Here is a 15527-nt window from a genome sequence, read left to right as displayed (position 1 = left end):
GGTGTAAGGACTGGGGCGCAAAGCCTGTAGCCAAATATCAACTGTCCAATAGGACCAAGTGTTTGCGGTTTTTGTGATGCCTTGCCAGTAGCTTAGTTACCTGAGCTTGTTTTTGAACCGCAGGGCGCGCAAGTGTCGGAAAATGCGAGCCTGCGCTTAGCTCGGGGAATATTTCGAAGAGTTCTTTGCGAGCGTTTGGCAACAAAGAGCGTAACGCTTGAGGGCCAGTGTGGAGGCTCTCAGCGGGGGTGCCATTTGCAAAGATGACCTGATGTTTATCAAAAAGGACATGAACATAGGTTATCGGGGCAAGCGATGCGAACTGCTCTATCCCTTCAGCGTCCAGGAGTTTGATCGCTGGTACAAATATCTCCTTTTGCCCGAACATGCGCTCGGCAATCTTGGAGGCAATTAGAATGCGATGTTGCGGCGAGACAAGGAGATCAGACTTTGGCAGGTTTTCACCCAACGCGCCCGCGCGAATGCGAACCGGTTTCAAATGTGGGGCGGCAACAAGCTGCGCTGTAGATAGTTTTCGCTTGCCGACCCAAAGCACTTTTTGTGAACCGGCATTGGCGGTCACAACTTCATCCCCCGCTTTGAGAGAGCCGATCGGGCGTTCTCCGTTTGGTGTTTGAACCATTGTTTTTGCGCAAAAACAAACGACGGAATTTGTAATTGTATTGTTGAAATTCGACTGATTATAGCGGTTGTTGAACGTCGTGCTAAAAGTGCCAAGCGTGATGGATTGGATTTGATCCGATGCCGCATTGATAGAATTTGCACCGCCGCCGTTAACCAAAATGGCCTGCGTGCCGTCGGATAAAGTGATGAGTTCTAATGTGACAGTTGATGTTGACCCGTCTGCATAGGTGACGGTCGACCCTGTGTAACGATCGTTATCAGTTTGCGTTGTGGCGGCTTCGTCGGTGAAATCACCGTCTTCGTCGGTATCGACTATAAAGCTGTCACCGGCGTGCATGGCGTTCACGCCGCCTGCAAGTGCGCCATCCGTTTGAATGTCTATTGGTTGGCCAAGGTCGCTCCCGGATAGCACCGTGCCTTGGGCTGCTGCACCAGCAACGCCCAACGCTGTCGTAAGATGAAATCCGCTTCCAACTAAAACTGCCATAAATCACACTAAAACTTTAATTAGACTACACTATGACAGAAATAGGGTCCGCCGCGTAAAACTATAAGGCGCATCGAGGGGGAATCTTATACGCGGCTTCCCTCTAACCAAAACAAAACCGGCCCCAATAGGGCCGGTTCATTAACACTTAGCTATGTTGTCGCTCATTTACTCGCGGGAGCCGAAGAGCTGAAGCAGCATCATGAACATGTTGATGAAGTTCAGATACAGGCTCAGCGCGCCCATGATAGCGGACTTACCTAGCCATTCGCTGTCACCGTGGTGTGCGTGGGCTACATACTCTGTCTTGATGCGCTGAGTGTCATAAGCTGTAAGACCAGCAAAGATCAGAACACCAATCGCAGAAATCGCAAACATGATCGCAGGGGAGCCGAGGAAAATGTTGACGATAGACGCAACAACAAGGCCAATAACACCCATGATCAGGAAGCTACCCCAGCCGGAGATGTCTTTCTGCGTTGTGTAACCCCAGAGGGATAGGCCCGCGAAGGCAATAGATGTGATCAGGAAGATCTGCATGATCGAATAGCCTGTGAAGACCAAGAAGATCGAAGAGATCGACACGCCCATGACGGCTGCGAAAATGTAGAACACAGTTTGCGCTGTTGCAGCAGACATGCGGTTCATGCCCGCGCTCATGCCAAAGACAAAGGCGAGGGGCGCAAACATCACAACCCACTTAAGCGGGGAGAGATAAAGCGCGGAGCCGAGCGATGTCAGGTACTTGTCAGCGCCAATTTGCGCGACTGCTGCGGATGGGTCCGTTGTAACCGCAAGGCCCGCGATCGCCCAAGCTGCAAGAAATGTGATGAACATACCTACGGACATTGTGCCGTAGACTTTGTTCATATGGGCGCGAAGGCCCGCGTCGATATTCGCGGCCGCCGTTCCTACGCCGCTGCGAATTGTACCATATTCAGCCATGAATACTCTCCATTGTTTCGTGATCCACCTTTTTGGCGGTCTTGATGGGAATATCGTGAGGCCGTCGCACAAATTCAAGTGTTTTCGGAGCGAAGTTCAAGAAAACCTTATTGTTTTTGTTAAACTCGCTCCGAATTCGAATTTGCTTACTTTGTCCATGTTGTCGGGGCGTCCCAGAATGAACGTGATGCTTCGCGCTGTGCGTCTGTTTCACTTAGACCGATGTCGCAAAGCTGTTCTGTGCTGAGTTGGGCAAGGGCGCGGCGTGAGCGCGCAACACTGAAAAAGTGGAACATCTGTGCGGCAATGCCAGGGCGGCTAGGTGCGGCGCAAACTGCGTGGGAAGAGACTTGTGCAATAGACTGTGTCATTGTCTTAACCTTTCATTTGGTGATGGGTTTGTCGTTTCGCATTCTTTCTGTTGATGTATGTGCCATTCCGTGCTTCATATTAAAAACGAATAGTTTTGAAGCCACACATCACGGATAATGATATATGAGAAATCTTGATCTTACCGCCCTGCGTTCCTTCACGGCCATTGCCGAAACTGGCGGCGTTACACGCGCGGCGGGCCTGTTAAACCTCACGCAATCTGCGGTTTCGATGCAGATCAAGCGGCTTGAGGAAAGCCTTGATCTCAAGCTGCTGGAGCGCTCAGGACGACAAGTTGTTCTCAGCCCCGAGGGGGAGCAACTGCTGACTTACGCGCGAAAGATGGTGGCGCTTAATGATGAGATTATGGTCAAGCTGACGGATAAGGGCTTTGAGGGCGAGGTCTCGCTCGGGGTGCCGCATGATATTGTTTATCCAGTGGTCTCCAAAGTTTTACAGCAATTTCGCGCGCAATTCCCGCGGGTGCAGGTGAACTTACGCGCTTCGTTTTCGCGGCAATTGCAAGAAGGGCTGGCGCGCGGTGAATACGATCTGATCCTCACCACTGAAGAAGGTTTGATGCCACAGGGCGAAACCCTTAGTCGCGCTCGCCTAAGTTGGACAGGTGCAGAGAACGGTACAGTTTGGCGGCAACGACCATTGAAGTTGGGTTTCAGCCGTCACTGTATGTTCCGACCTGTTGTTCAAAAGGTACTCGATCGTGAAGGCATTGCTTGGGAGATGGCAACCGAGACAGATTCGGATCGTACAATTGAAGCCACGATCGGCGCTGATCTGGCGGTTTGCGTTGTAATCGAGGGAACCGAACCTCCGCATATGGTGCCAATTCAGCATGGCAATACGTTGCCAGAATTGCCTGAGTCCTTGATCAATATGTACGGCGCTGAGCAGGCCCAATCGCAGATCGTGTCTGCATTGGCGGAGTTGTTGCGACAGGGCTATAGCGATTTGCAATCGGGAAGCCGTATTGGCGCGCCAGTTCAATTGCGTGAGGTTGGTTAAGTGGCGATCAAGCGGATCGTGGCCAATATCGGCGCGCAAGACGTTGAAAAGGTGAGAGCGTTTTATACCGCGCTTTTTGATCTGGACGTGGTGATGGATTTTGGCTGGATTTCGACATTGGCGAGCGGCTTTGACGCGCCAGTTCAAATCAGTATCGCGAGTGAAGGCGGATCAGGGACATTGGTTCCTGATCTTTCGATTGAGGTTGATGATGTGGATGCGGTTCACAGGCGTGCGCAAGAATTGGGATATGCCATTGAATATGGCATTTGCGATGAGCCTTGGGGCGTGCGGCGCTTCTATCTTCGTGATCCTGCCGGAAAGCTGCTAAACGTCTTGGCGCACGGTTCTTAGCAGAGAGTTTCGGACTATTTGCAGATGTTCATAGACGTGTGACGCAGCGACACTGGGTCATTACGAGAATTCGCCGATGTTTTGCATTCAACTGGGTTTACATATTTAGTTTATTGAATATGTCGAGGGCAACAAAAATTGGAGCCTTAAATGGACTATACGAGTAAATTCCAAGAACTCGCCGACCAAGCGCGTGCGAAAGTGCAAGAAGCCTCTCCCAAGGATGTAGCGGAGTTAATGGCAAACGGCGCTATTGCGCTGGATATTCGCGATCCGGACGAGCACGCAAAGGGGCATATTCCTGGATCTGTAAATTTGAGCCGGGGTAAGCTGGAGATGAATATCGAAGGCATCGTTCCCGCGCTGGACACACTGATTTTGTGCTATTGCAATGCGAACAATCGCGGCGCTTTGTCTGCCGCGAGTTTGAAAGGCATGGGCTATGCCAATGCAAAATTCATAGCAGGCGGACTAAACGCATGGCGTAAAGTGCAGGAGGCGGGTTAATGCAAAAACGTCTCTTTTTGGCCGCTGGTGCAGCAATTCTAGCTGCTGGCGCAGGTGCAATGGGCTTTACAGGACGCGCGGACGCGAAGAACCTCACGCTTGAAACGCTGTCCGGAGCTGATCTCGCCTCTGATGCGGGGATTCTTTTGGTCGATATTCGACAGCCCCAAGAATGGAAAGACTCGGGCGTTGTAGAGGGCGCGGTTTTGCAAACCTTCACCTCGGCCGAGAGTTTTTTGAAAGCTGTTGCTCCGAAGCTTGAGGAGGGTCAGCGCCTTGCTTTGATTTGCCGTTCTGGCAATCGCACATCGCGAGCGAGCCGGAAAATCGCTGCGCTGGTAGATTTCCCTGTTGTGGATGTCCAAGGAGGGATGATCCGCGTGGTGAAAGAAGGGTATCGTCCAGTCAAGCCGACGCGCAAAATGGGCTGCCAAAGCTGTTAGAATACGTGGCTTTGGCTCCCGAAGGGGCCAGAGCCAACACCAACGGCTATTCGTCAGCGATTTTGATTACGACTTTGCCCGTTGATTTACGCGCTCTCAACAATTCAATCCCTTCTGCCGCGCGCTCCAACGGAAACACTTCGCTGATGTGCGGATGTAGTTTGCCCTGTTCAAACCAAGCAAACAAATGCTGCATAGACTCGGCGATAGCCTCGGGTTTGAATTTCAGATAGCCGCCCCAGTAAAAGCCAATGAGCGAGACATTTTTCACCAGCATGTGGTTCGCTTGAATTTTCGGAACTTCCCCGCTGGCAAAACCAATGGCCAAAATACGTGCTTCGGGTTTGCATGCGCGAAAAGCGGCTTTAAACAGATCACCCCCAACCGGGTCATACACAACATCCACGCCGCCAAGTGCTAAGAGTTCGGCGCGTAGATCTTCGACACCTGCTTCGATCAAATGATCCGCCCCTGCTTGGCGGGCGATCTCCAACTTGTCCTCGCCGCGCGCTACGGCAATCACGGTTGCGCCCATCAATTTTCCGATCTCGACCGCCGTCAAGCCCACACCGCCCGCAGCGCCCAAGACCAACAGTGTCTCCCCTGGCTTCAGCTGGGCGCGGTAGTCCAAAGCTAAATGACTGGTCCCATAAGCGATTTGGAACGCCGCCGCCTCTTCCATACTCATATTGCTCGGGATCGGGAGCGCGATACGTGCATCGTAACAGCCAAACTCGGCAAGCCCACCTTGGCCTCCGAAAACTGCAACGCGCGTGCCAATTTCGGGCCCCTCAACATTGGCTCCCAGAGCGTCAATTGTGCCAGCCACTTCCATGCCGAGCGTAAAAGGAGCGGGGGGCGTATCTTGGTATTGCCCCTTCTGCATAAGAAGATCGGCGAAATTCAGCCCACAGGTTGAAATCTTGATTCGAACCTCTCCCTCTGCGGGTTCCGTTGCGTCAAGTTCAACCAGAGCGGCTGGTGTTCCGATTTCGCTGACTTGAAAAGCTCGCATGAAAGTTCCTCGTTTTCCCGTATTTATCTGATTTTGCAGAATATTACGCTAAAGTTCCACCCCGAAATATGCCGCATCAACTTTAGGGGGAATTTATGTCGATTGCTCTCCTATTCTGCGTGTCCCGTTCGTGGGACTTTAGTGTGGTAGGTAAATCCATACTTGCTCTGAATTGGCATTTTCGTAAAAGTTGCCGCACTTCGTTGTCGCGTCAATTTTGGTAGGTAACGAGGGATGTTGATTTAGTTGTTCTGCCACTCAGAGCAAGTCGCATCAATCCTAGGAAGGAACGTCATGGCACATCCAGTGGACGTGCACGTTGGTAAGCGGATTCGACATCGTCGTTGGCTTGTTGGCGTAACACAACAACAATTGGCCGAGCAGGTCGGGATCAAGTTTCAACAGATCCAAAAATACGAAACCGGTGCAAACCGAGTAAGCGCGTCGCGGCTCTGGGATATCGCAGAGGCTTTGGAAGCCGATGTGAGTTTCTTCTTTGCTGGAATGGAGCAAGGCGACGAAGCTCCGATGCAGGAGCAGCAAAAGGCTGTTCCATCTGATATTCTGAATGACAAAGAAGCACTTGATCTTGTGCGTTCTTACTACTCGATTCCAGAAGAACAACGCCGCCGACTATTTGATTTGGCGCGCGTCCTAAGCGACGTTGCTTGAACGCAACTGTACTCTACAATAGGTTGGCGCTACGTGTTATTTCGCACGTCGCCAACCACGTAGGATCCCATGAACAACATAGATGACCCCGCGTTTCAGGCCGAAATCTGGTCTGTTGCTGAGGAAATGGCAGACGCCGCGCGCGCTGTGATCCTACCGCACTTTCGCGCAAGCGGCCTAAGTGCAGAAAATAAAGATCAAAGCGGTTTTGACCCTGTGACCATTGCCGATAAAGCGGCAGAGCAGGCAATGCGCGACGTTTTGGCTGCGCGCCGTCCACTCGATGGGATACTTGGTGAGGAATTTGGCTCTTCCCAAGGTGATAGCGGGCTGACGTGGGTTCTTGATCCCATAGATGGAACACGCGGCTTTATCAGCGGCACGCCGACTTGGGGCGTTTTGATCTCTTTGAACGACGTAAGTGGCCCCCGTCTGGGTGTCATTGATCAGCCCTATATCAAAGAGCGGTTTTGCGGTGGATTCGGCCGCGCAGAAGTGATTGGCCCGCAAGGCAGTGCGCCTTTGGCTGTTCGCGGAACCTGCGATCTGGGCGAGGCGGTGTTGTTTAGTACGTTTCCAGAGGTTGGAACGGCTCAGGATCGCGCGGCGTTTGAAGCGGTGATGAACGAGGTGAAACTCACGCGGTTTGGCTGTGATTGCTATGCTTATGGATTGCTCGCCGCAGGCCAAATTGACCTTGTGATCGAAGCGGGTCTGAATGCTTATGACATCGCAGCGCCAATCGGCGTGATCGAGGCGGCAGGGGGCATCGTGACCAACTGGGAAGGCGGAAAAGTCCACGAAGGCGGACGTTCTCTTGCAGCTGCAACGCCTGAGCTTCACGCAAAAGCGATGACACTTTTACAAAATTCATTGCGGGGCAGCGGGGCTGTGTCCTAAACGTTATTCTAAGCAAGCTGCGAGTCCTTCGCTTTTTTCTGTCGCAGCTGTTGGGCCACTGGCCATGATCCCGAAAAAAGCGTGTTTGCACGTAGAGGGAGGCCCATTTTGGCCAAACAAAAAGAAATGCTAATCCGCAATGCGCGTCTGATTTTGACAATGGATGACGTGGGCTCGGAACTGCCCGATTGTGATATCCGAATTAAAGGCGGCGTCATTGCGCAAGTCGGGCAGGGGCTTGAGACATCGGATGAAACGCTTGACGCGCAGGGCTGTCTGATCACCCCGGGCCTCGTGAATACGCATCACCATCTTTATCAATCGCTTACGCGGGCGGTGCCGGGGGGGCAGGATGCGCTGCTCTTTGGCTGGCTGCAAACGCTCTATCCGATTTGGTCGCGCTTTGGCCCCGAAGAAATGTTTGTTTCCGCACAAATTGGTCTGGCAGAGTTGATGCTGTCGGGATGTACGCTGACCTCGGATCATCTCTACCTCTTTCCCAATGGCGCGAGGCTGGATGATACTATCGCTGCGGCGGCCGAAATTGGCATGCGCTTTCATCCGACACGCGGCTCAATGTCAATCGGGGAAAGTGACGGGGGGTTGCCACCTGACAGCTTGGTCGAGCAGGAAAGTGCGATCCTTGAAGATTGCGTTCGCGTCATCGACGCGCATCACGATGCCGCCGAAGGATCCATGTGCCGCGTGGGCGTTGCGCCCTGTTCGCCCTTCTCGGTAAGCCGTGATTTGATGCGCGACGCGGCTCTGCTCGCGCGTGACAAAGGGGTCATGCTACATACCCATTTGGCCGAGAATGACGAAGATATTGCCTATTCGCTCGAGAAATTCGGCTGCCGGCCCGGGCAATACGCTGAAGACCTTGGTTGGACGGGTGACGATGTCTGGCATGCGCATTGTGTCAAACTTGACGGGCAAGAGATTGATCTCTTTGCGCGCTCTGGAACGGGGGTGGCGCATTGTCCTTGCTCGAATTGCCGCCTTGGATCAGGCATCGCGCCTGTACGCGCAATGCGCGATGCAGGTGTGAAAGTGGGCCTTGGTGTCGATGGCTCTGCGTCAAACGACGCAGGCAACTTGGTCCTAGAAGCGCGCCAATCGATGTTGTTGCAACGGGTGAACCTTGGGGCAGATGCGATGAGCGCGCGCGAAGGGCTGCGCATCGCCACGCGCGGCGGCGCAGAGGTGCTTGGGCGGAGCGATTGCGGGCAGATTGCCGTCGGCAAGCGCGCGGATCTGGCAATCTGGGACATGAGCAGGATTGAAGCGGCTGGCAATTGGGATCCAGCCGCACTGCTGCTCGCAGGTCCAACGCAGGTGCGCGATTTATTTATTGAGGGGCGACGTGTTGTTTCGTCTGGCCATATCACTTCGATTGATCTGCCCAAAACGATTGCGCGACAAAACCAAATGGCGCAGGTATTGTCCGAAGCGTGAAGCAATTTATGACGGGAATGAACTGATGTTGCGATTGATCCTATGCCTAAGTGTTGTAGCGCTCAGCGCGGGTTGTATCCGCTCTGGCAAGAGTGTGACACCTAGAGGCGCGGCGGCGATTGCCCAGCCCGCGGGCGGTTTGAGCGCAAGCATCGCGCCAGAGCTAAATGCCTTTCGCGTCGCAAACGGGAAAGCTCCTCTTGTCGCGGATGCTCGCCTTGCCCGCGCCGCGCAGGCTCATGGTGATGACATGGTAGCGCAAGGGTATTTCAGTCATACGGGCAAAGACGGCTCGAGCGTTGGGGATCGTGTTAAGCGTGTTGGGTACGGTTTTTGTTTTGTTGCCGAGAACATCGCGCAGGGCCAAAAGGGCGCGTTGAAGGCTTTGGCCGGTTGGCAACAGTCAGAAGGGCATCGCAAGAATATGCTTAGTCCCCACGCAATGCATTTTGGCATGGCGCAATCGGGTGACATGTGGGTGATGGTTCTGGCCAAGCCTGGCTGCTAAGCGCCCGGAAAGGTGCGTGAAACCACGCACCCTACGAAATGGATTGGCGAACGCCGCCGATCCAGACTTCGGCAATTGCGCGATCGTCTCCCATCATGATCGTTGGAAACACTTGATCCCATTGATTGCGCGCATTGGCATATCGCTGGGAAATTGCCGAGGTCGACGCGAGATCAATCACAGCAATATCTGCCTCCATCCCGATATCGAGAGATCCGATCTTATCGTTTAGGTGCAATGCCTTGGCAGAGCCTTGCGTTGCGAGCCACAATAGCTGCGCCGCATGTAAGACCGCGCCTTTCAACTGAGCGATTTCATAGGCAGCGGCCATGGTGCGCAGCATTGAAAAGCTTGACCCACCGCCTGTGTCGGTTGCAAGCCCTACGGATAAGCCACGCGCTTTGAGATCTGCCATATCAAATAGGCCCGAACCAATGAACGTGTTTGACGTTGGGCAATGCACCAGCGCTGCGCCAACCTCGCTTAACCTGTCGATCTCGCGTGGCTTGAGGTAAATCGCATGCCCGTAAAGACCGCGCTCGCCGAGCAATCCGAAGTTTTCATACGTCTCCAAGTAATCACGCGCGCTCGGAAAGAGTGCGCTAACCCACTCGAGTTCATCGACCTGCTCGCTAAGATGCGTTTGCATCAGACAATCGGGGTGCTCGGACCAGAGCGCGCCCATGGCTTCTAGTTGCTCGGGCGTTGACGTCGGAGAAAACCGCGGTGTGATGGCATACGAAAGACGCGCCTGATTATGCCATTTCTCGAGCATTGCTTTGCTGTCGTCATATGCGGTTTGTGCTGTATCTAGCAGGTCTTCTGGGGCGTTTCGGTCCATGCAGGTTTTGCCTGCGACGATCCTTTGACCGCGCGCGCTTGCTTCTGAGAACAGCGCTTCGACGGAAGCTGTGTGAATCGTGCAAAAACTCGCCATTGTGGTTGTGCCATGCGCTGCGGTGAGGTCCAGATACCGCGCGGCGATGTCCGCAGCATAAGTGGGGTCGGAAAAGCGCATTTCCTCTGGAAACGTATAGGTGTTGAGCCAGTCGATCAGCCGCTTGCCCCAAGACGCGATCATCGCGGTTTGGGGGTAATGTGCGTGGGCGTCGATAAAGCCGGGGCAGATCAACTTGCCGGGATGCGGATGGTGCTTTGCATTGGGATGCTGGCTCACCAACGCCTCGCGCGGGCCTCGTGCTGTAATAACACCGCCCTCGATCAATAGGGCGCTATCCGTTAGAATTTGCACAGCCTCTTCAGGCGGCGCATTGAATGGATCATCTACAAAAGTCAGTAGATCACCGGAAAGAATATGTGTCTGGCTCATACTGCCTCTTTATCAAACTATCGCGTGCTTCGGACAGGATTTTCGCTTCTGCCTCTGTCGCTTGTGCAGCGCTTTGAATAAGATCGGCTTAAATCGCCTCAGCCGCAACACAAAGGCCGATTCTATGAGCGAAATAGATCAAAATCCCGACCTGCGCATCGAAGCAGAAGAGGGCAGCTACGAGTTGGAGCGCTCTGACGTTTCGGCAATTCTACTCGCTGTTGAGCGCGGAGATCAGGCGCAGCTAACGGCGCGCATGGATCCGCTTCATGCGGCGGATATCGCGGATCTTCTTGAGCAGATCAGCAGTAGCGAGCGGCGCCGTTTGGTGCACTTATATGATCGTGAGTTTGACGGCGAGATACTGTCAGAGCTGGATGAAAGCATTCGCGACGAGGTGATCGCGACGCTGCGACCTGAGGTTCTCGCGGATGCTGTGCGCGAGCTTGAAAGCGATGATGTCGTCGATTTGATCGAGGACATGGATGAGGAGAAACAGGACGTCATTCTAGATGTTCTGGAAGACAACGACCGTGTCGCGGTTGAGCAATCTCTGACCTATCCCGAAAATTCTGCTGGCCGTTTGATGCAGAGCGAAGTGGTCACAGCGCCCGAGCATTGGACCGTCGGAGAAGCGATTGATTTTTTGCGCGCACAAGACGAGCTTCCCGAACAGTTCTATCATGTGACTTTGGTGGACCCGCGTCACAAACCTGTCGGCAATGTCACGCTCGGCAAACTTATGGGATCGCGCCGTGACGTGTTGCTTTGGGAAATCATCGAGGACGTGTTTCAAGTCATCCCTGCTATGCAGGATGAGGGCGAGGTCGCCTATGCTTTCAACCAATACCACCTCATTTCCGCGCCTGTGGTGGATGAGGATGAACGCCTTGTGGGTGTGATCACCATCGACGATGCGATGATCGTGCTGGATGAAGAGCATGAGGAAGACATTTTGCGCCTCGCGGGTGTTGGCGAGGGCTCGCTTTCGGATCGTGTTATCAATACCACCCGTCAGCGACTGCCATGGCTCGCGGTGAACCTGCTGACGGCGATTGCCGCTAGCTTGGTGATCGCGCAATTCGAAGCGGCAATTTCGCAGATCGTTGCGCTTGCTGTTCTGATGCCAATCGTCGCGTCGATGGGCGGTAATGCGGGGACGCAATCGCTTACCGTTGCGGTGCGGGCGATTGCGACAAAAGACTTAACCGGCTCTAATATGTGGCGCGTCATTCGCCGCGAAGTCCTTGTGGGCCTTATCAACGGTGTTGTCTTTGCAACTGTTATGGGCGTTGTCGGGCTTGTCTGGTTCGGCTCTCCGGCGCTGGGATATGTGATTGCGGTGGCAATGGTCATAAATATGGTTGTCGCGGGATTAGCTGGCACCGCTATTCCTGTTGCCCTCGAGAAATTTGGCATCGACCCTGCGCTTGCTTCGGGGGCATTTGTGACAACAGTAACCGACGTTGTTGGCTTCTTTGCCTTCCTCGGCCTCGCTGCGATGGTGCTATTATGAATGATCTGATCGAAACAAAAGCGGCCGCCAGAGCGGCGGCTTTCTCGCGTCGCGAGGCAGCATTTGCCAATGCACACAAGGCGCAAGCCAGCTATCTGAGCGAAGTTCTCGCGGGTTACAGAGGCGTGCCTATTGCAGGGTATGCGCCTATGCGAACGGAGATTGATCCCTTGCCAGCCTTAGCGGAGGCCAGCGCGCATGGGCCCGTTGGGATGCCGGTAATAAAGGCAAAAGCAACGCCGCTGGATTTTCGGGACTGGACGCCAGAGTGCGACATGATTGAAGGCACGTTCGGTGCGTTCATTCCAGCCTCGGGTAACTGGATCGAGCCCGAAATCGTGATCGTGCCTTTGGTTGCGTTTGATCGAAAGGGGGGGCGTTTGGGATATGGCGGTGGTTTTTATGATCGAACCCTAGAGCGCTTGCGCGCGCGCCGTGCAACCTTGGCAATCGGCTTTGCTTTTGCGGCGCAAGAAGCGGACGCGCTTCCGCTAGAGCCGACGGATCAACCTCTTGATATGATCGTGACCGAAACGGGCATCATTACACCGGCGTAGGGGCGTTTGTTGCTGCTAGGCCTGAAAGGCGCAGCGACTCACAAAGGCCAAAGCAGTGGGATCAAGGCGGATGCAATCAAGCCAATGCTGAGATTGAGAGGAATGCCGACTTTCATAAAGTCGGTGAACTTATAACCACCAGGGCCGTAAACCAGCATATTGGTTTGATATCCAATCGGCGTTGCAAAGCTCGCTGACGCGGCGACCATTACTGCAACGACCAAAGGGCGCGCATCAATGCCCATTGCGTCGGCAAGACCAATTGCAATGGGTGTAACGACAACAGCAACAGCGTTGTTCGACACAAGTTCTGTTAGAACGGAAGTCAGCAGATAGATCGCCCAAACGATCAAGAACGGCGGCAATGCAGCAACGTAAGGAGCAAGCGCCTCAACGATGAGCTTTACTGCGCCTGAACTTTCGAGCGCCGCGCCTATCGCCAACATCGCGAAGATCAACGTCAGCAAGCGTCCGTCAACAAAGGAAAAGGCTTCATCTGCATCAATGCAACGCGAAATGAGCACAATCGCAACGGCGATGATCGAAAGGTAGAAGATCGGCGCAAGGCCAAAGCCGGCCAGAGCGACGATGCCAACCAAGGCCAGCAGGGCGATCGGGGCATGGCTGCGCCGATAAGCGCGATCAGACGGGGTAGAGACATCAACAAGGTCCATTTCGGAAGCAAGCCGCTGAATATCTGCGGGTGAGCCTTCGAGCAAAAGCGTATCTCCAACGCGCACAACGACGCCATCAAGCTGGCCGCTGATGTTTTGATTGCGGCGATGAAGCGCGAGTGGATAGACGCCAAAGCGACGGCGCAAACGAAGCGCGCCAAGCGAGCGCCCTACCATTTTGCAACCGGGTGTGATCAGCACTTCAACAGTGTGGGTTTCGACTGCGGAAACCTGATCAATCCGTTTCAGCTCTTTGTTGGTTTGCAAGCTTAGCAATTCAGAAATGCGGCTGCGCAGAACCACGCGATCACCCACTTGCAAGGTGACCTCTTTGAGATTGCGTCGCAAGGATAAGTCACCGCGCACGACGTCGATCAAACGGACCCCTTCGCGTTTGAACAGTTGAACGCCCATCACTTCTCGGCCAATCAAGTTGCTTTCCGGGGGAATTACCGCTTCGGTAAAGAACTTCATTTGGCTTTTGTCGGATAACAGATTGGCCATGCTGTCACGCTCGGGAAGCAAGTAAGGCCCGATAAAGCGCAGGTAAAGCATGCCCCAAGCCACCAACACGATCCCCAGCGGCGTAACCTCGAAAATTGAAAACGCCGCCATGCCATTGGCTCGGGCGACACCATCTACAAGCAGGTTCGTCGATGTGCCGATCAGAGTGAGCGTGCCTCCGAGGATCGCAGCATAGCTAAGCGGGATCAGAAGTTTCGACGCTTTTGTTCCAAGTGTCTGACTAAGCTGCACAAAAACCGGAATCATCACGACCACAACTGGGGTGTTTGAAACAACAGCAGAGGCGATAATCACAAACGCGAGCAACATCGCAATGGCAAGCGCTGGACGGGTTTTGGCCTGTTTGTCTGCAACTTTGGTAAAGGCTTCCAACGCGCCAGTGCGGACAAGCGCACCCATAACGATAAACATCGCAGCAATTGTCCAAGGCGCCGGGTTGGACAGAACGGTTAGTGCATTTTCATAGGGCAGAACGCCCAACACCAATAAAAAGGCAACGCCAGCGATGGCAACCACTTCGGTTGGATAGCTTTCGCGAATGAACAGGATAAACATGCCCAAGACAGTCAAAAGCGCAGCAATCGCGCTTTGGGTTTCTGTGAGTTCTATAAGGGTCATATTCTTCCTTCAGTCGGGGACAACTTACCCCGTGGCTGACCTAAAAACAGCCCCGATATAATCAATGCTCGTCTTGACCAAATCGCGGTGGCTGAGCAAAGGCAGTGTGAAAGTCTATTTCATCAAAATCAATATGTTGAAATGAAGGATAATTCCGTTCATGGCGTGCTTTGTTGCAAGCGTCCACCGCGTCGGATCATGTCGACGGATTTGGCTTTTCCTGTGCGATCATCGGTTACGACGAACAGCCCCGAAAGCGTCGCTTCGCCGTTTGCGGGTGTGAAGCGCGATTTGGTCATACCAGTTACAAAACGGCGCATCGGTTCTTCTTTTTCCATGCCGATGACGGAATTGTAATCGCCGCACATGCCTGCATCGCTTTGAAAGGCTGTACCGCCCGGCAGAATTTGCGCATCGGCCGTGGGCACGTGGGTGTGCGTGCCAACCACAATTGAGGCGCGCCCATCACAAAAATGGCCCATACCCATCTTTTCCGAGGTTGCTTCGCAATGCACATCCACGAGGATCATCTGGGCAAGCCCGCCTAAAGGATGGGCGCGTAGAACCGCGTCCACGGCTGAGAAGGGGTCATCAAACGCGCGTTTCATAAAGACTTGGCCAAGCACCTGAAGCACCAGTACTTTTTGTCCACCTTGCGCCGTAAAAAGCTTGTGGCCGCGCCCGGGCGCAGTCTTGGCGAAGTTCAGGGGTCGCAGGATTCGCGCATCTTTTTCAATGTGTTGCAGCATGTCGCGTTGATCAAACGCGTGATCCCCCAGCGTCACACAATCCGCACCTGCCGCGAAAATTGCTTTTGCGTGTTCTGCGTTCAAACCCATGCCGTTTGATGCGTTTTCGCCGTTTACGACGACAAAATCCGCACGCAATTCTTCGCGCAACTTAGGAAGCTGTTCGGTGATAGCACGGCGCCCCGCGCGGCCCATCACATCGCCTAAAAAGAGTGTTCTCATAGGCGTGGCT

17 protein-coding genes are annotated in these 15527 nt (G+C 53.8%); 10 read left to right on the top strand and 7 right to left on the bottom strand.

Going from position 1 to position 15527, the window contains the following annotated elements:
* Positions 1-37 precede the first annotated feature (37 nt).
* From ACRBCU_RS14420 to ACRBCU_RS14410, 3 genes are all read right to left on the bottom strand, one after another.
* Positions 38-1132, bottom strand: coding sequence for a Hint domain-containing protein (locus tag ACRBCU_RS14420; RefSeq protein WP_431366093.1), 1095 nt, complete (start codon positions 1130-1132; stop codon positions 38-40).
* Between the two features lie 168 nt (positions 1133-1300).
* Positions 1301-2077 carry a Bax inhibitor-1/YccA family protein gene (locus tag ACRBCU_RS14415; RefSeq protein WP_431366092.1) on the bottom strand — a complete coding sequence of 259 codons (777 nt, stop codon included), beginning with the start codon at positions 2075-2077 and terminating at the stop codon, positions 1301-1303.
* Between the two features lie 146 nt (positions 2078-2223).
* Positions 2224-2448: a DUF1127 domain-containing protein gene (locus ACRBCU_RS14410; protein ID WP_431366091.1), complete on the bottom strand. Its 225-nt coding sequence runs from the start codon at positions 2446-2448 to the stop codon at positions 2224-2226.
* Between the two features lie 124 nt (positions 2449-2572).
* On the opposite strand from ACRBCU_RS14410, the gene ACRBCU_RS14405 reads away from it, so the two are divergent.
* The 4 genes from ACRBCU_RS14405 to ACRBCU_RS14390 all read left to right on the top strand — a co-directional run bounded on the left by ACRBCU_RS14405 (position 2573) and on the right by ACRBCU_RS14390 (position 4776).
* Complete coding sequence (locus tag ACRBCU_RS14405; protein WP_431366090.1) at positions 2573-3472, top strand: LysR family transcriptional regulator; 900 nt, start codon at positions 2573-2575, stop codon at positions 3470-3472.
* Positions 3473-3826 (top strand): VOC family protein, encoded by a 354-nt coding sequence (locus ACRBCU_RS14400; protein ID WP_431366089.1) that lies wholly within the window; start codon positions 3473-3475, stop codon positions 3824-3826. It abuts the gene before it with no gap.
* Positions 3827-3976: 150 nt separating this feature from the next.
* Positions 3977-4333, top strand: coding sequence for a rhodanese-like domain-containing protein (locus ACRBCU_RS14395; protein ID WP_431366088.1), 357 nt, complete (start codon positions 3977-3979; stop codon positions 4331-4333).
* Positions 4333-4776 carry a rhodanese-like domain-containing protein gene (locus ACRBCU_RS14390; RefSeq protein WP_431366087.1) on the top strand — a complete coding sequence of 148 codons (444 nt, stop codon included), beginning with the start codon at positions 4333-4335 and terminating at the stop codon, positions 4774-4776. The genes ACRBCU_RS14395 and ACRBCU_RS14390 overlap by 1 nt, the downstream gene beginning before the upstream one ends.
* Positions 4777-4822: 46 nt before the next feature.
* On the opposite strand, the gene ACRBCU_RS14385 is transcribed toward ACRBCU_RS14390, so the two are convergent.
* Positions 4823-5791 carry an NADPH:quinone oxidoreductase family protein gene (locus ACRBCU_RS14385; RefSeq protein ID WP_431366086.1) on the bottom strand — a complete coding sequence of 323 codons (969 nt, stop codon included), beginning with the start codon at positions 5789-5791 and terminating at the stop codon, positions 4823-4825.
* 294 nt (positions 5792-6085) lie between these two features.
* Here ACRBCU_RS14385 and ACRBCU_RS14380 point away from each other — a divergent pair, with 294 nt between their 5' ends.
* The 4 genes from ACRBCU_RS14380 to ACRBCU_RS14365 all read left to right on the top strand — a co-directional run bounded on the left by ACRBCU_RS14380 (position 6086) and on the right by ACRBCU_RS14365 (position 9326).
* Positions 6086-6463 (top strand): helix-turn-helix domain-containing protein, encoded by a 378-nt coding sequence (locus tag ACRBCU_RS14380; RefSeq protein WP_431366085.1) that lies wholly within the window; start codon positions 6086-6088, stop codon positions 6461-6463.
* Between the two features lie 69 nt (positions 6464-6532).
* A complete protein-coding gene (gene hisN, locus ACRBCU_RS14375; RefSeq protein WP_431366084.1) occupies positions 6533-7363 on the top strand; it encodes a histidinol-phosphatase in 831 nt (276 codons plus the stop codon).
* Positions 7364-7489: 126 nt separating this feature from the next.
* Complete coding sequence (locus tag ACRBCU_RS14370; RefSeq protein WP_431366159.1) at positions 7490-8818, top strand: 8-oxoguanine deaminase; 1329 nt, start codon at positions 7490-7492, stop codon at positions 8816-8818.
* A gap of 25 nt (positions 8819-8843) precedes the next feature.
* Positions 8844-9326 carry a CAP domain-containing protein gene (locus tag ACRBCU_RS14365; protein ID WP_431366083.1) on the top strand — a complete coding sequence of 161 codons (483 nt, stop codon included), beginning with the start codon at positions 8844-8846 and terminating at the stop codon, positions 9324-9326.
* A gap of 31 nt (positions 9327-9357) precedes the next feature.
* Here ACRBCU_RS14365 and guaD read toward each other — a convergent pair whose 3' ends face one another.
* Complete coding sequence (gene guaD / locus ACRBCU_RS14360) at positions 9358-10656, bottom strand: guanine deaminase (protein WP_431366082.1); 1299 nt, start codon at positions 10654-10656, stop codon at positions 9358-9360.
* A gap of 124 nt (positions 10657-10780) precedes the next feature.
* Between guaD and mgtE the strand changes: the two genes are divergently transcribed.
* Together mgtE and ACRBCU_RS14350 are read left to right on the top strand one after the other, a co-directional pair.
* Positions 10781-12172 carry a magnesium transporter gene (mgtE, locus tag ACRBCU_RS14355; protein ID WP_431366081.1) on the top strand — a complete coding sequence of 464 codons (1392 nt, stop codon included), beginning with the start codon at positions 10781-10783 and terminating at the stop codon, positions 12170-12172.
* Positions 12169-12729, top strand: a complete 561-nt coding sequence (locus ACRBCU_RS14350) for a 5-formyltetrahydrofolate cyclo-ligase (RefSeq protein ID WP_431366080.1) — start codon at positions 12169-12171, stop codon at positions 12727-12729. Before mgtE ends, ACRBCU_RS14350 begins: the two co-directional genes overlap by 4 nt.
* Positions 12730-12767: 38 nt before the next feature.
* Here the strand turns inward: ACRBCU_RS14350 and ACRBCU_RS14345 are convergent, their stop codons facing one another.
* Positions 12768-14546, bottom strand: a complete 1779-nt coding sequence (locus tag ACRBCU_RS14345) for an SLC13 family permease (RefSeq protein WP_431366079.1) — start codon at positions 14544-14546, stop codon at positions 12768-12770.
* 158 nt (positions 14547-14704) lie between these two features.
* Complete coding sequence (locus ACRBCU_RS14340; protein WP_431366078.1) at positions 14705-15517, bottom strand: TIGR00282 family metallophosphoesterase; 813 nt, start codon at positions 15515-15517, stop codon at positions 14705-14707.
* Positions 15518-15527: the final 10 nt, after the last annotated feature.

This window comes from Planktotalea sp. (assembly GCF_050633725.1).
In the GTDB taxonomy this organism is placed as follows: domain Bacteria; phylum Pseudomonadota; class Alphaproteobacteria; order Rhodobacterales; family Rhodobacteraceae; genus Planktotalea.
This window is presented reverse-complemented; position numbering and strand designations above follow the sequence as displayed.

Bases quoted from the DNA above. Each gene is read 5' to 3' on its own strand.
- ACRBCU_RS14420 (WP_431366093.1), bottom strand. From the start codon at position 1,132: ATGGCAGTTTTAGTTGGAAGCGGATTTCATCTTACGACAGCGTTGGGC.
- ACRBCU_RS14415 (WP_431366092.1), bottom strand. From the start codon at position 2,077: ATGGCTGAATATGGTACAATTCGCAGCGGCGTAGGAACGGCGGCCGCG.
- ACRBCU_RS14410 (WP_431366091.1), bottom strand. From the start codon at position 2,448: ATGACACAGTCTATTGCACAAGTCTCTTCCCACGCAGTTTGCGCCGCA.
- ACRBCU_RS14405 (WP_431366090.1), top strand. From the start codon at position 2,573: ATGAGAAATCTTGATCTTACCGCCCTGCGTTCCTTCACGGCCATTGCC.
- ACRBCU_RS14395 (WP_431366088.1), top strand. From the start codon at position 3,977: ATGGACTATACGAGTAAATTCCAAGAACTCGCCGACCAAGCGCGTGCG.
- ACRBCU_RS14390 (WP_431366087.1), top strand. From the start codon at position 4,333: ATGCAAAAACGTCTCTTTTTGGCCGCTGGTGCAGCAATTCTAGCTGCT.
- ACRBCU_RS14385 (WP_431366086.1), bottom strand. From the start codon at position 5,791: ATGCGAGCTTTTCAAGTCAGCGAAATCGGAACACCAGCCGCTCTGGTT.
- ACRBCU_RS14380 (WP_431366085.1), top strand. From the start codon at position 6,086: ATGGCACATCCAGTGGACGTGCACGTTGGTAAGCGGATTCGACATCGT.
- hisN (WP_431366084.1), top strand. From the start codon at position 6,533: ATGAACAACATAGATGACCCCGCGTTTCAGGCCGAAATCTGGTCTGTT.
- ACRBCU_RS14370 (WP_431366159.1), top strand. From the start codon at position 7,490: ATGCTAATCCGCAATGCGCGTCTGATTTTGACAATGGATGACGTGGGC.
- ACRBCU_RS14365 (WP_431366083.1), top strand. From the start codon at position 8,844: ATGTTGCGATTGATCCTATGCCTAAGTGTTGTAGCGCTCAGCGCGGGT.
- guaD (WP_431366082.1), bottom strand. From the start codon at position 10,656: ATGAGCCAGACACATATTCTTTCCGGTGATCTACTGACTTTTGTAGAT.
- mgtE (WP_431366081.1), top strand. From the start codon at position 10,781: ATGAGCGAAATAGATCAAAATCCCGACCTGCGCATCGAAGCAGAAGAG.
- ACRBCU_RS14350 (WP_431366080.1), top strand. From the start codon at position 12,169: ATGAATGATCTGATCGAAACAAAAGCGGCCGCCAGAGCGGCGGCTTTC.
- ACRBCU_RS14345 (WP_431366079.1), bottom strand. From the start codon at position 14,546: ATGACCCTTATAGAACTCACAGAAACCCAAAGCGCGATTGCTGCGCTT.
- ACRBCU_RS14340 (WP_431366078.1), bottom strand. From the start codon at position 15,517: ATGAGAACACTCTTTTTAGGCGATGTGATGGGCCGCGCGGGGCGCCGT.